We start from the raw sequence: 12974 nt of genomic DNA on the forward strand, positions 1-12974 counted from the left end.
CTAGTTAAAAAAGCTACTGACAATAAATTTTGTCAGTAGCTTTTTGCCGTTTAGCTCTATTTAGAGCTTTGGTAGTGTCACGGTGAAGGTTGAGCCAACACCGGGGTGACTTTCTAATTGGACTTTGCCTCCAAGTTTTTCAACAGATTCTTTTACAATGGCTAAGCCTAAACCGGTGCCGCCGGATTGTCTTGCGCGGGCTTTGTCTACCCGATAGAAGCGTTCAAAAATGCGTTGTTGATCATCGCTGTCAATGCCAAGGCCTTGATCTGAAACGTTTAAGGTTAAATTATCTGCTAGAGTATAGCTAATTGTAATTTTTTTAGCTTCCGGTGTGTACTTAATTGCATTTTCAATTAAATTTTTAGCAATCGGATAGAAAAGTTCAACTTTTGTGGACCAGACTAAAGCTTGATCTCCTACTAAATGAACACTTAAATTTTTCGCTTGAATTTGAGCTTGATAACTTTCCAAAATTTGGGCTAAAAGTTCCGCGACAGTGATGTTTTGAATCGGGTAATCTAGGGCTTGACGTCCTTTTGAAAGCTGAATGATATCTTGGATTAAAGCTTGCAGCCGTTTGGCATCTTTTTCCATAATGCGTAAAAATTCTGTCGTTGTCTTTGGATCGTCTTTGGCACCATCTAGGAGCGTTTCGGTAAAGCCAATTAAGGAGGTGACAGGTGTTTTTAGTTCGTGGGAAACATTGCTGACGAAATCTTGCTGCATTTTTTCCAGTTGGCGCACTTGTGTCATATCATAAGACATCACTAAAATTTGCCGTTCTTCATTAAATAAACGCAAATCAATATCCAGCACGCGTTCACCGTTTTGATGTAAGGTAATTTCATCATGTAAAAAAGGATTATTCGGTGAGATGCGATAGACTAGCTGAATAAGTTGCGGATCTTTAATCACTTCGGCAAAATTAACTTTTTCTGCTAGATTTTGAAATAAGCCAAGTTGCCGTTTCATTTCAGGGTTGATCATGACGAGTTTGTTTTCACTATCGACAATGAAAATACCAATCATTAAATCGTTTAAAAGTGTATGCAGCTTGTGTTCGGTTGCAGAATAGGCTTTATACGTGTGGCTCATTTGTTCGCTTAATTGATTTAAGGCTTGATAAAGCTCTTCCCATTGCGGCGTGGTTTGCATAATTGTTTCAGTACGGGTGGGATTAGCCACCATTTTTTTGATCGCTGGCAATAAAGTTTCTAAAGGCCGATTTTTTTGGCGTAAAAAATATAAGACAAAAATGGTAATCAACAAGCACAAAATCACATACACTGTTAAAATTGAATTTCTAACGCTACTAGCAGCGGTCATAAAAGTTGTAGTGCTTTCGGCGATCCGTAAAATACCAATTAAATGATTGTCTTGCTCCACAGGTAACGCGACATAGAGTAATTCTTTTTTTAAAGTGGCACTTTTTCGCAGCGAAGTACCCAATTTTCCTCCGGCTAAGACGGTTTTTACCTCGGGACGATTGGAGCGGGTACCTAAAAGATTGCTATTAGAAGTATCAAAAATAATTTTACCAGTAGCCGACAGATAAGTTACCCGTTCATCTACGTGTTCAATATAGTGCTGACTCAATTGACGTAGACTCGCTTCGTTATAATTTTCTTCTTTTGCCATTCGTAACAGTAGATTCCCTTTTTTTTCTAAGTAATTCTCTTGTTGGCTTAAGACCTGGTGCTCAAAAAAACCACCAATTAATTGCCAGGCTCCTACAAAAAGCACGAGTAATGTTGTAATCCACAGCAAATATTCTAAAACACGCCGTTTTTTCATGCTTTGGGCTCCTGAAATTTGTAACCAAAGCCTCTAACTGTTAAAAGATAGCGGGGATTTTTAGGATCTTCTTCAATTTTTTCCCGTAAATGTGAAACGTGGACATCCACGATGCGACTTTGACCGGCAAAGTCGAAATTCCAGATGCGGTCTAATAGCGTATCACGGTCAATCACACGATCTTTTCGCTTCATAAAGTAGACGAGTAATTCAAATTCTTTGGGGGTTAAAAATATCTTTACGTCGTTAACGGTGACTTCGTAATTATCCATATCCGCTTTAATTGCACCAATCTGTAAAATTTCTCCGGTTAATTCATCGTCGGTATCTTTTGGCTCATTGGCGCGCAACGGAGTTTCAACTGGACGCATCCGTCGAAAAATAGCTTTCATGCGGGCCAAAACTTCTCTGGGACTAAAGGGTTTAGTCAGGTAATCATCAGCGCCGATTTCTAAGCCTAAAATTCGATCAATCGTATCATCTTTTGCCGTTAATAATAAAATCGGCGTTTCTTTTTTTTCTTGCCGTAATTTTTTCGTAATTTCAATGCCGTCAATTCCCGGCAGCATAATATCTAAGATAATAAAGTCAAAATCTTTGGTTAAAGCCAATTTTAAGCCAGTTGTACCATCTGTGGCAGAGGTCACAACGTAACCTTCTTTTTCTAAATTAAAGGTCAGCAATGTGACGATGGAAGGTTCATCGTCAACGATTAACACTTTTTTCATAGCAAACTCCTTTGCGGTGTTTTTCTTAGTCGCATACCTGCGACAGATGGTTTTATTTTAGCATAGAAAAGCGGTGGGGACTATTTAAGGAAGGGAAATAATGCTATAATAAAGGGCGTTAAATTGACTTTTAAGAAAAAAAGAATGGCTTTTGTTGCTAAAATTTTAGCTTTGTGTATAAAAAATCGTGCTGTTGTTTAAGGAGGACATATGATTGGAATTAGTGCCTGTTTAGGTGGCGTTTTTTGCCGTTATGATGGTAATACGCAAACAATCCCACAGCTGCAAGCTTTGGTGGCAAAGAAACAAGCAATTATGATTTGTCCTGAGGTTTTAGGTGGATTAAACACTCCAAGAGATCCGGCTGAAATTATCGGCGGCGATGGATTTGACGTCTGGAGTGCGATGCGGTGGTTGTTTCTTGTCAAGGCGTCGATGTGACCGCCGCATATAAAGCAGGTGCGATACGCGCTTATGAAAAATTAAAAGCTCTGGATGTTACGCAGGTAGTCTTAAAAGAGGGTAGTCCTTCTTGTGGCAGTCATCAAATTTATGATGGTGCCTTTAGTGGCAATAAAGTAGCTGGTGTCGGGGTTGCAACTGCCTATTTTGTAAAGCAAGGCATAGAAGTTTATTCAGAAAACAATTATCATCAACTGATCACAATAGCTACCAATTAACTAATTTTTCATGACAGGAGGAATCTCATGGAAATCGAAAAGACAAATCGTATGAATGCATTATTTGAATTTTATTCTACGCTTTTGACCGAAAAGCAGATGAATTATATGGAGTTGTATTACGCCGATGATTTTTCACTAGGGGAGATTGCAGAAGAATTTCAGGTGAGTCGTCAGGCAGTTTATGATAATATAAAGCGGACGGAAAAAATTTTGGAAGATTATGAGCGCAAGCTTCATTTATTTTCGGACTATATTGTTCGCGGCGAAGTTTTAGATCGGGCAGAAAGCTACATTAAGGCCCATTATCCTAAAGATGCAGAGCTGCCGCAATTTTTGCAGGAACTGCAAGAAATCGATGAATAGTTTTTAGTTGAAAGGAACGAATAAAATGGCATTTGAAAATCTAACAGAACGCCTGCAACAAGCCATGAGCAAGTTGCGTAAAAAAGGAAAGATTACTGAGGCTGATGTCACAGAAATGATGCGGGAGATCCGCTTGGCATTACTAGAAGCCGACGTTAATTTAAAAGTTGTCAAAGAATTTGTTAAAAATGTACGTCAAAGAGCAGTCGGATCAGAAGTTTTAGATAGTCTATCACCAGCGCAACAAATTGTTAAAATCGTTGATGAAGAACTAACCAAGACTTTGGGAAGTGAGACTGCAACCTTAAATAAATCACCAAAAATTCCGACGGTTATCATGATGGTGGGGTTACAAGGGGCTGGTAAAACAACATTTGCTGGTAAACTTGCCAACCAACTGATTAAAACGGAAAAAGCCCGACCACTAATGATTGCCGGTGACGTTTATCGTCCAGCGGCGATTGATCAATTGAAAGTTTTAGGCCAACAATTAAATGTTCCAGTATTTGATATGGGAACTGATGTCAGTCCAGTGGAAATTGTGCGCCAAGGGATGGAATTAGCACGGGAAAAGAAAAATGATTATGTTTTAATCGATACAGCGGGTCGCTTGCATATTGACGAAAAGCTGATGGATGAATTAAAACAAATCAAAGAAATTGCCCAGCCCAATGAAATTCTTTTAGTCGTAGATGCTATGACAGGGCAAGATGCGGTTACAGTTGCAGATAGCTTTAACCAACAACTAGGTATCACGGGGGTCGTGATTACCAAATTAGATGGGGATACCCGAGGTGGTGCCGCCCTTTCCATTCGTCAAGTGACTGGTGCACCAATTAAATTTACCGGTACTGGTGAAAAATTAACGGACTTAGAAGTTTTCCATCCCGACCGGATGGCGAGTCGTATTTTAGGCATGGGGGATATGCTGACCTTAATTGAAAAGGCGCAACAAGATTACGACGAGAAAAAAGCGGAAGAATTAGCGAAAAAGATGAAGGAAAATACCTTTGACTTTAACGATTTCATTGAACAAATGGATCAAGTCATGGGGATGGGACCTTTAGAAGATTTATTAAAAATGATTCCAGGAATGAGTCAAATGCCAGGAATTGAAAATGTTAAAGTCGATCCTAAACAAATCGCCCGCCAAAAAGCAATGGTGATGTCGATGACACCAGCCGAACGAGAAGATCCGGACTTGTTAAATCCAAGTCGCCGTCGCCGCATTGCTGCAGGTTCTGGTAATTCAGTGGTTGAAGTGAATCGCATGATTAAGCAATTTAAAGAAGCCCGTAAAATGATGCAACAAATGACAAAAGGTCAAATGCCGGCGGGAATGGATCAGATGTTTGGTTCTGGCATTAAAGGTAAAATGGGCAAAATGGCTATGAACCGTATGATGAAAAAACAAAAGAAAAAGAAAAAACGTAAATAAACTAATGGGCTAAAAGGCTTAGTTTATTATGATGATACCCGAATACTATATCCTTTTTTACTGCTTGTTTATTTCAAACAACACGTCTGTAAGAAAGGATATAAGCTGTTCGGGTTTTTGTATCTTTTTTTAAAAGGAGAAAATAAAAATGCAAATTGAAACCAAACGTCTTATCTTGCGTCCGTGGGAAAAAGGGGAAGAACACTTTTTAGCAGAATTTTTACAAGATGAGCGGGTGATGTATGCCTATGAGGGCGCTTTTTCTGATGAAGAAGTGAGCAATTGGTTAAATTGGAATTTAAAGCTGTATCAGGAAAAAGGCTATAGTCTCTTGGCTATGATTCGCAAAAGTGATGGTAAAATTATCGGCGAATGCGGCTTAACTGATCAACTCGTGAGTGGCAAAACCTATTTGGAAATTGGCTATCATTTGATTTATGACGCTTGGGGTGTGGGCTATGGGATAGAAGCAGCTAAAGCAGTAAAAGAATATGCGTTTAGAAATTTGGGAGCATCAGCCGTTGTTTCCACTGTCCGGGATACGAATTTAGCTTCAATGAATGTTGCTATTCTCAATGGCATGGTGGTAAAAGAGAGTTTCATTAAAAATTATCGTAATGTGGTGATGCCGCATTATTTGTTTATGGCGACAAAATAAAAAAGTGCAGGATTTGCTATTAAAGCATAAAATCCTGCACTTTTGCTCGTATAAGAAAGTATAAGTTTTTCACAGGTAAAAACACTCACATAGCAGTTATGACCACATCCAGCCTTTCTAACGAAAATGCTGTAATGAAAAGGCGATTTAAAGGAGTTCGGAAAGCTTTTTTTAATATCTGGCTTCACAAACGAGCTTATGAGAAAGTTCGTGAAGTTGTTTAGCTTAATTTTCCTCTTGTAACGATAATAATTGTTTAATCGTTAATAAGACACCATTCTCGTCGTTACTTTTACAGATGTATTTGGCAGCTGCTTTAGTTTCTTCAAAGGCATTACGCATTGCAAAACTAAATTCACCAGCTTGCATAAGCTCTAAGTCGTTGTGACCATCGCCAAAGACCATTGTTTCTTGTGAGCTGACCTGTAAAATTTGCTGCAATTCTTCAACTGTGTGTCGTTTGTGTACGCCAAAATTGGTAATGTCAATCCAAGCTGCTTCAGAAGCCACGATGTAAGCTTGTTTTTCAAATTCAGCTAACTGGGGTGCCACTTCATAACTTCTTAATTTTCCATCGTAAACGGTAATTTTGACAAAGTCATCGTTAATTTCTTGGTAGTCTGCTATTTTTTCAACTACTTCGTAAGATCCCCGTACCATTTTTTCACTTTCAGCTGAAGTGTCTTCACTAATAATGGCAGCTGTTTGCGTACAGGCAATAATCGTGAAGTCCTGATGGATACTTTGTAGTTTGGCAATAATTTTTTTGCCAATGGTATTAGGTAGTAAGGATTCATACATGTACTTGTCTTTGTGTTTAATTCGCGTGGCGCTATCGCCTAAGATCCATAAATCTTCACTACCAACATTTTTGAATAAAGCTTCTACCCGTTCGCATTGCTTACCTGTACATGGGGCGAAGATAACATTTTGGCGGTGCATGATTTGGCGCACTTCTTGATACAAATTTTCGTCAAATTTACTTTGACTGTTTAAAAAAGTACCATCCAAATCACTAATAATCAGTTTAATCATGATTTTTCTCCTCAAATTGTAATCGGTTACTGTTATTAGTATAGCAAATAAAAGGGTAAAAAAATAAAACGTCGGGGAAGATTCCACGACGTTTTACAAATGTTTGCATAAATTATTTATTTTTTGTAAATTTTTGTTCTAAAAGTTAGTTCAGTTCTACTCCGTGTTTTTTACTACGATAATGGTGCCAAGCAGCTTTAAGGGTAGAAAAGAAGACTAGTACATAGAGCATAATACCGAGTAAAACAAGCGTTACAAGCGTAGAAATAATTGTGCTAAACAATGAAATACGTTCAGGAGTATCTAGTAACATCAAGTAACTTTGCCATGGATTCGTAAATGTGTTCAAACTAATAAAGCCGGTGAAGACCCACATTAAAAACCAAACGGGCCAACGAGAATCACGATGAAGTAAGTAATCTCCGTCGTTTTCTAGGGACAAAACAGTAAATTTGCGATAACTCCACCAGATAAATAAGAAGGCTGCAATTAGAAAAATCGGAATCATCCACCAATAGCCACCGGTTTTACCAATGCGATAAATAAACAAATTTTCCAAATTAAAGGGGAAGCTCCCGTATTCTTTGAAGGTAAAAAGATTTAAAAAGTTTGTAACAGAACCAGGAGTAAAACTAGCAAAAAATACAAAGACAAGCCAAGTCAAAGGACCGAATACTAGATTTCCCACCATTGAACCAATAAATATACTTACGGCAAACAACAAAGTAGCTAAACTAAAACTACTAAAAACAGCATGGAGTAATTGACTCCAACTGGCATTTAAATAGGGTGCTGGAATACCGATTTTTATATATGTCACATAAAAGAGTTGTCCCAGTAAGAAAATCGCTAAAATAGGTAAGGCAACATACAGCAATTTCGCCCTAAAAAGCTGTTTACGTTTTTGTGGTAGTGCAAATAAAAAACGATTAAATGCGGTCTTCTCATCAATAAAGAAAAGTAAAAATCCAGCTAAAGCAACCAGAAAAATATTTAAAATAGTAAAATCGCCACCAAAGCGAGTGTAATAAGTTGTTTTGGCATCATATTTTTGTGCCTGTTTAGCAGAAATATTGTGTTCTGAGTAGGCGGTACCATAGACATATAACTGATCTTGTACGTAATCTTTACTTGAGGTATAAGGTACATCTTTTTCATTTTCTTGATTCCAATAAGTGAAAGATTCCGGATGCTCCTTAAAGTCTTTTTCAAATTGAGAAGAGTGATAGTAGTTATTTTGTGATTGCCAATTAGTAACAGTGCTATGGGCATTTAAAAAGTAAAGTCCAAAAGTTATGACAGCAAAGGCAATTAAAGCTTTACCGTAGCGTTTTAAATAGATTTTCTTTAACATAATAAACTCCTTTCTTAAACCAATAGTTTTTCTTTTTGCAAATTGGCTTCAAAAAGATCTTCTAGTGTTAGCGGTAGTTCTTCAAAAACTAATGGTTCATAGCTTTTAATGGTAGCGGCTAATTCAGCTGTGTAATTTTCAAAGATTGCGACGATTACACGTCCTTGGATTGTGACAAGCTTTGAGTTTTCTTTAACGATTGGTGGTATCTGTTTTGTGCGGAAAACAAGCTGAATTTTGCGGGCATTGGCACGCATATTTTCTAATTTATAGTCTTTTGCAATCGTTTGACCTTTAATCAGTAGTGCCCGATCGATAATCCCTTCTAATTCTTGCAGATTATGAGAGGCGATTAATGCGCTACGGCCGTCTTCTGCTAGATGAGTTAATAGTAAGCCGATTACTTTTTTGCGGACAATGATATCTAGGCCATCAAAGGGTTCATCTAATAAAAGATATTTGGCACTAGATGAAATTGCTAAAATCATTTGATAGAGTCCTTGCATGCCTTTAGACATTTTGCGATAGTGTAGTCGTTGATTTAGACCATGTTCTTTCATTAATTGCAAGTAAAGGTCTTGATTAAACTTAGGATAGGCGGTGCGATAAAAATCATTAATCCCTTGCAGTGGATAATATTTTAAAAAGTTATCCAACTCATCAATATAAAAAATTTCAGTTTTTAATTTTGTATCCTGGGTAATATTTTGACCATTGATCGTGATGCTTCCTTCATCTGGCAAATAATTACCAGCGATGGTACGAAACAAAGTCGTCTTGCCAGAGCCGTTGCGGCCAATCAACCCAACAATCTCATTTTCATGTAAGGTAAAATCAATATCAGTTAAAACAGTTTTTGTGCCGATTATTTTTTTTAGCTGGGTTAATTTCATTGTGTGCCTCCTCCTTTTAACTGTGGTTCTTCTAACCAACTAATCAGTTCATGTTTGGTCACTTGCAACTGCATGGCCTCAATAATTAATGCTTGAAAATTTTGCTTTAGCTGCTGGATACGAAATTCATCACGGGGGATATTTTCGGTATTTTTAATGAAAGTACCCTTACCTTTAACGGTTACAATTACATTTTCCACTTCTAAAACTTTATAAGCTTTACTGATGGTATTTGGATTCATCAATAATTCTTTAGCCAGTTCACGCACAGACGGTAAGCGATCGCCAGGCTGCAAAATACCAGTGACAACTTGCTGTTTTATCCCTAAAACTAACTGCTCGTAATAGGGTTTGCTACTGTTTTTATCAATCGTAAGCATAAGTGTGGGCAACTCCTTTCTTACTGTTAAATAATTAAATGAATGGTAAAGTAATGACCTTCATCGTGTGTACTAGTATATGTAGTACACCTAGAAAAAGCAAGTGTTTTTTGTTTTATCTGTTAAAATAAAGAAAAATGAGGCAAGGAGAATAAACATGAAGCGATGTGACTGGGCCGAAACTGGTAATCAGGCAATGAAAGAATATCACGATGTCATCTGGGGCGTACCAGAATATGATGATCAGCAATTATTTCGCAAATTGGTTTTGGATAGTAATCAAGCGGGGTTAAGTTGGCAAACGATTCTAAATAAAAGTGTTGCTTTTGATGAGGCCTATGAAAATTTTGAAATTGAAAAAGTGGCTGCTTTTGATGATGAGAAAATTGCAAGCTTAATGGGTAACGCTGGCATCATTCGAAATCGGCTTAAAATTACAGCGGCGATTAACAATGCAAATTGCATTTTACAAATTCAAAAAGAGTGGGGAAGTTTTTCAGCATATTTGTGGCACTTTGTCGCAGGCAAACCGGTGGTGCATTATTTTAAAACGAGTGAAGAAATACCAACAAAAACACCACTTTCCGATGAAATTACCAAAGACTTAAAAAAACGAGGCTTTAAATTTGTTGGCAGTACAATTATCTATGCTTTCTTACAAGCTGTGGGGATTGTAAACGATCATCTTACAATTTGTTTTCGTCACGAAGAAGTACAAGAAAAGCTGTGATTTTTACTGTAGCTAAAAGAATAAAACTGAAGTGTTCAAAATGAAATAATAGCTCGTAAAGTACGATAGATAGATATCAAAAAGACCTGTGACCACTAATAGTCACAGGTCTTTAAATATAGTTTGGCAATCTTTTTTTACTATCTAACTAATACCAAAAAAATATTATTCAGCCGTTAATTTATTGAAGAAGGCGATGTATTTATCTACGATTAGTTGGAAGAATTTAGCCGTATCTTCAATAATCGAGCCATCTTCTTTAACAAGATTATGAATGCCACCAATATAAGCTTCTGGTTGTTGCAAGGTTGGCATGTCTAAAAAGACAAGCGATTGACGGATATGATGGTTGGCACCAAAACCGCCAATGCCACCAGGAGAAGCGGTAACCACAAGAGCTGGTTTGCCACCCCAGACACTAGAACCCATCGGACGTGAACCAACATCTAAGGCGTTTTTTAAAGCGGCAGGGACAGAACGATTGTATTCAGGTGAAAAGAAGAAGACGCCATCTACTGTAGCCACTTCACTTCGTAGCCGTTTCCAGCTTGCGGGCATATCGTTTTCATTTTCCAAATCTTCGTTGTAAAAAGGCAAGTCTGAAATTTCAATGAACTTTGCTTCAAAACCAGCGGGCAATAATTTTGCAAATTCTTTGGCAACGGCTAAGTTGTAAGAATCTTTCCGTAGGCTACCGACGATAAAACCAATTGTTTTCATAAATCATATTCCTCCTATAGTTTTATAACTGTGATAAATGCTTTCGTTACAACAATCATAACAAGAAAAGTATGAAAAAAACAAAAGATAAGTCTTGTTAAAAAACGAACGCTATTTTTAATTGGAGCTAGTGGAAATTCTTTAAATGAATGTTTAAAAAATTTTATTTTAGCTGTAAAGAAAAAACTCTTTACACCAAGTGAAAAACCTGTTAAACTACCTCTTGTGATTAAATTATATGGAGGTGGAATTGTAATGGCAGTAAAAATCCGTTTAAAACGTATGGGTTCTAAAAAGAAACCTTTTTACCGTATCGTAGTAGCAGACTCTCGTTCTCCTCGTGATGGACGTTTCATCGAAACTGTAGGTACTTACAATCCTTTGATTGACCCTGCAGAAGTAACAATCAAAGAAGATTTAGTACTTGATTGGTTGCAAAAAGGTGCACAACCTTCTGATACTGTTCGTAACATCCTTTCAAAACAAGGCGTTATGAAAAAACACCACGAAGCAAAATATACGAAATAAGGTGACCAATGATGACTGATTTAACTGATTTAGTCTTGACGATTGTTCGTCCGTTAGTTACTCAGCCTGATCTTGTTAAACTTAATGTTGAAGAGTCAGCTGACTTTTATGAGTATAATTTAAGCGTGGCACCAGAAGATATCGGTCGTATTATCGGCAAACAAGGGCGAGTAGCCAAAGCTATTCGTACAATTGTTTACGGTGTACGTACTGAAGGTACCAAAAAAGTCCGTCTAAACATTCTAGATGGAAAGTAGATAAAGATTAAGGCAGTTCCTTTTTGGGACTGTCTTTTTTTTCATACTCAAGACGGAGGACAAGAAATCTTTTCTGATAGATAATAAAAGAAAAGTCAGGAGGAAAAAAAGATGACACAATGGCTTGTAATTGTAGCAATTATCATTATTTTGTTTATTATTTTTAAATTAGGCTCCTTTTTATGGCGTCTTTTAGGGCTAGCTATGGCAATTTTTTTGGTATGGATTTTCAAAGACGATATTGCCAACTGGTTTAATCAAACAGTTACACACATTAATGCCGATGGAATTGATTCTGTTTTAAATAGTAGTGTAGACTTTGTTAAAGAAACGTTTCATAATGTTAGTAACTGGGTTTCAGATAAGATTGGGTAGCCTTTAAGTCGTATTGATTGTCAATTGTCTTCAAATTGAGTACGCTTAATTTTAATCAATAATCTTTTTTTGATTGATTGGAATCGCTCAAAAATTTATGTCTTAAATTTGGAGGATTAAAATGAAAAAGATAATTTTATTGGGGGCCTTACTTTTAACCCTGACAGCTTGTGCAAGTAAAACACCAGCTGCCAATAGTGAAGAAGATAAAAGTACAGCACAAACAAACGCAACCACTACGACAACAGATAAAAATTCTGAAACAAAAACAAAGTCAAGTGAAAGTACTAAAAACACGACGAAATCAAGTTCAAGTGAGAAAAAGGCTGACGCCTTAGCCAAATTAAAAAAAGAAAATCCGAAGACCTTACTGCCAACTAATATTCCGCGGGATGAAAATCGTGCTTTGAATATTGCGATGGATAAGCAAAAAGACAGTTTGGCGGTTTTGTATTATATTATGGATACACCACTGGTTTTAAACGATCAATCTTTAAACCAGCAAACACCCTTTGCCCGTTATAAAATGGAGCAGTTTGCCAGTAAAGATGCCGCTAAAAAGGCGGTCAACTACCAATTTGATGATGGAGGCCAAAAAGTGGACTTGGGTCATGATATTACCGCCTATAGTCAAGGTGCGGCAGGCTCAACTTATTTAAATTGGAAAGAAGGCAACTGGTCGATTGTGCTGCGGGCAAGTAATGTTAATGGGCAAGATGGTACAGCCTTAGCCAAAGAAGTGGTAAATTATTTAGAAAAAGCCATGTTACCTGCACCAAAAAGTGTTGGACAAATTACCATTGATATGGCACAAAATGGTTATGAAAGCAATCAGGTCGTCTGGCAAGCAGACAAAACGGTTTATACTGTCACCCATGAAGATACAATTCCTGCCTTGGAGATGGCAGTTTCTATGAATAAATAAAAAATAAAATACGGCGAACTTTATGCTCTACAAACGAAATCAATACTGCTAAAGTTAAATTTTTGGCGGCAATTTCTTCGTTCGTGGAGCTTTTATTGACTCTAAATATG

15 protein-coding genes and 1 pseudogene are annotated in these 12974 nt (G+C 37.2%); 9 read left to right on the forward strand and 7 right to left on the reverse strand.

All coding sequences use genetic code 11. From position 1 onward, the window contains the following. Positions 1-60 precede the first annotated feature (60 nt). Both P3T75_RS04455 and P3T75_RS04460 read right to left on the reverse strand, forming a co-directional pair. Positions 61-1797 (reverse strand): sensor histidine kinase, encoded by a 1737-nt coding sequence (locus P3T75_RS04455; RefSeq protein WP_206904871.1) that lies wholly within the window; start codon positions 1795-1797, stop codon positions 61-63. Continuing rightward, complete coding sequence (locus P3T75_RS04460) at positions 1794-2525, reverse strand: response regulator transcription factor (RefSeq protein WP_206904870.1); 732 nt, start codon at positions 2523-2525, stop codon at positions 1794-1796. The genes P3T75_RS04455 and P3T75_RS04460 overlap by 4 nt, the downstream gene beginning before the upstream one ends. A 210-nt stretch (positions 2526-2735) precedes the next feature. On the opposite strand from P3T75_RS04460, the pseudogene P3T75_RS04465 reads away from it, so the two are divergent. The 4 genes and pseudogenes from P3T75_RS04465 (at position 2736) to P3T75_RS04480 (ending at position 5667) form a co-directional block, all read left to right on the forward strand. Continuing rightward, positions 2736-3205: pseudogene (locus tag P3T75_RS04465) on the forward strand (DUF523 domain-containing protein). A gap of 27 nt (positions 3206-3232) precedes the next feature. Further along, positions 3233-3571 carry a putative DNA-binding protein gene (locus tag P3T75_RS04470; RefSeq protein WP_282462324.1) on the forward strand — a complete coding sequence of 113 codons (339 nt, stop codon included), beginning with the start codon at positions 3233-3235 and terminating at the stop codon, positions 3569-3571. Between the two features lie 25 nt (positions 3572-3596). Further along, positions 3597-5009, forward strand: coding sequence for a signal recognition particle protein (ffh, locus tag P3T75_RS04475; protein WP_206904860.1), 1413 nt, complete (start codon positions 3597-3599; stop codon positions 5007-5009). A 148-nt stretch (positions 5010-5157) separates the two neighbouring features. Continuing rightward, the gene (locus P3T75_RS04480; RefSeq protein ID WP_282462325.1) at positions 5158-5667 is read left to right on the forward strand and encodes a GNAT family N-acetyltransferase; all 510 of its coding nucleotides are present in this window, start codon (positions 5158-5160) and stop codon (positions 5665-5667) included. Positions 5668-5892: 225 nt separating this feature from the next. Here the strand turns inward: P3T75_RS04480 and P3T75_RS04485 are convergent, their stop codons facing one another. From P3T75_RS04485 to P3T75_RS04500, 4 genes are all read right to left on the reverse strand, one after another. Beyond that, positions 5893-6702, reverse strand: a complete 810-nt coding sequence (locus P3T75_RS04485) for an HAD family hydrolase (protein ID WP_282462326.1) — start codon at positions 6700-6702, stop codon at positions 5893-5895. 145 nt (positions 6703-6847) lie between these two features. After that, a complete protein-coding gene (locus tag P3T75_RS04490; RefSeq protein ID WP_282462327.1) occupies positions 6848-8056 on the reverse strand; it encodes an ABC-2 family transporter permease in 1209 nt (402 codons plus the stop codon). Positions 8057-8070: 14 nt separating this feature from the next. Continuing rightward, positions 8071-8949: an ATP-binding cassette domain-containing protein gene (locus tag P3T75_RS04495; protein ID WP_282462328.1), complete on the reverse strand. Its 879-nt coding sequence runs from the start codon at positions 8947-8949 to the stop codon at positions 8071-8073. Further along, entirely contained in the window at positions 8946-9329 is a 384-nt protein-coding gene (locus P3T75_RS04500; protein WP_206904847.1) for a GntR family transcriptional regulator, read from the reverse strand. Before P3T75_RS04500 ends, P3T75_RS04495 begins: the two co-directional genes overlap by 4 nt. Before the next feature lie 157 nt (positions 9330-9486). Here P3T75_RS04500 and P3T75_RS04505 point away from each other — a divergent pair, with 157 nt between their 5' ends. Next, positions 9487-10059 (forward strand): DNA-3-methyladenine glycosylase I, encoded by a 573-nt coding sequence (locus tag P3T75_RS04505; protein ID WP_282462329.1) that lies wholly within the window; start codon positions 9487-9489, stop codon positions 10057-10059. Between the two features lie 165 nt (positions 10060-10224). Here the strand turns inward: P3T75_RS04505 and P3T75_RS04510 are convergent, their stop codons facing one another. Beyond that, positions 10225-10779, reverse strand: a complete 555-nt coding sequence (locus P3T75_RS04510) for an NADPH-dependent FMN reductase (RefSeq protein ID WP_206904840.1) — start codon at positions 10777-10779, stop codon at positions 10225-10227. Between the two features lie 255 nt (positions 10780-11034). On the opposite strand from P3T75_RS04510, the gene rpsP reads away from it, so the two are divergent. The 4 genes from rpsP to P3T75_RS04530 all read left to right on the forward strand — a co-directional run bounded on the left by rpsP (position 11035) and on the right by P3T75_RS04530 (position 12864). Beyond that, the gene (gene rpsP, locus P3T75_RS04515; protein ID WP_016171544.1) at positions 11035-11307 is read left to right on the forward strand and encodes a 30S ribosomal protein S16; all 273 of its coding nucleotides are present in this window, start codon (positions 11035-11037) and stop codon (positions 11305-11307) included. An 11-nt stretch (positions 11308-11318) separates the two neighbouring features. Further along, complete coding sequence (locus P3T75_RS04520; RefSeq protein ID WP_206904836.1) at positions 11319-11564, forward strand: KH domain-containing protein; 246 nt, start codon at positions 11319-11321, stop codon at positions 11562-11564. A 111-nt stretch (positions 11565-11675) separates the two neighbouring features. Next, positions 11676-11939, forward strand: a complete 264-nt coding sequence (locus P3T75_RS04525; protein ID WP_206904833.1) for a hypothetical protein — start codon at positions 11676-11678, stop codon at positions 11937-11939. 121 nt (positions 11940-12060) lie between these two features. Next, on the forward strand, positions 12061-12864 hold the full coding sequence (locus tag P3T75_RS04530; RefSeq protein WP_282462330.1) for a hypothetical protein: 804 nt from the start codon (positions 12061-12063) through the stop codon (positions 12862-12864). Positions 12865-12974: the final 110 nt, after the last annotated feature.

The sequence above is a fragment of the Enterococcus montenegrensis genome, assembly GCF_029983095.1.
Classification (GTDB): Bacteria; Bacillota; Bacilli; order Lactobacillales; family Enterococcaceae; genus Enterococcus_C; species Enterococcus_C montenegrensis.

Excerpts from the sequence above, each read along its gene's own strand:
- P3T75_RS04455 (WP_206904871.1), bottom strand. The coding sequence starts at position 1,797 with ATGAAAAAACGGCGTGTTTTAGAATATTTGCTGTGGATTACAACATTA.
- P3T75_RS04460 (WP_206904870.1), bottom strand. The coding sequence starts at position 2,525 with ATGAAAAAAGTGTTAATCGTTGACGATGAACCTTCCATCGTCACATTG.
- P3T75_RS04470 (WP_282462324.1), top strand. The coding sequence starts at position 3,233 with ATGGAAATCGAAAAGACAAATCGTATGAATGCATTATTTGAATTTTAT.
- ffh (WP_206904860.1), top strand. The coding sequence starts at position 3,597 with ATGGCATTTGAAAATCTAACAGAACGCCTGCAACAAGCCATGAGCAAG.
- P3T75_RS04480 (WP_282462325.1), top strand. The coding sequence starts at position 5,158 with ATGCAAATTGAAACCAAACGTCTTATCTTGCGTCCGTGGGAAAAAGGG.
- P3T75_RS04485 (WP_282462326.1), bottom strand. The coding sequence starts at position 6,702 with ATGATTAAACTGATTATTAGTGATTTGGATGGTACTTTTTTAAACAGT.
- P3T75_RS04490 (WP_282462327.1), bottom strand. The coding sequence starts at position 8,056 with ATGTTAAAGAAAATCTATTTAAAACGCTACGGTAAAGCTTTAATTGCC.
- P3T75_RS04495 (WP_282462328.1), bottom strand. The coding sequence starts at position 8,949 with ATGAAATTAACCCAGCTAAAAAAAATAATCGGCACAAAAACTGTTTTA.
- P3T75_RS04500 (WP_206904847.1), bottom strand. The coding sequence starts at position 9,329 with ATGCTTACGATTGATAAAAACAGTAGCAAACCCTATTACGAGCAGTTA.
- P3T75_RS04505 (WP_282462329.1), top strand. The coding sequence starts at position 9,487 with ATGAAGCGATGTGACTGGGCCGAAACTGGTAATCAGGCAATGAAAGAA.
- P3T75_RS04510 (WP_206904840.1), bottom strand. The coding sequence starts at position 10,779 with ATGAAAACAATTGGTTTTATCGTCGGTAGCCTACGGAAAGATTCTTAC.
- rpsP (WP_016171544.1), top strand. The coding sequence starts at position 11,035 with ATGGCAGTAAAAATCCGTTTAAAACGTATGGGTTCTAAAAAGAAACCT.
- P3T75_RS04520 (WP_206904836.1), top strand. The coding sequence starts at position 11,319 with ATGACTGATTTAACTGATTTAGTCTTGACGATTGTTCGTCCGTTAGTT.
- P3T75_RS04525 (WP_206904833.1), top strand. The coding sequence starts at position 11,676 with ATGACACAATGGCTTGTAATTGTAGCAATTATCATTATTTTGTTTATT.
- P3T75_RS04530 (WP_282462330.1), top strand. The coding sequence starts at position 12,061 with ATGAAAAAGATAATTTTATTGGGGGCCTTACTTTTAACCCTGACAGCT.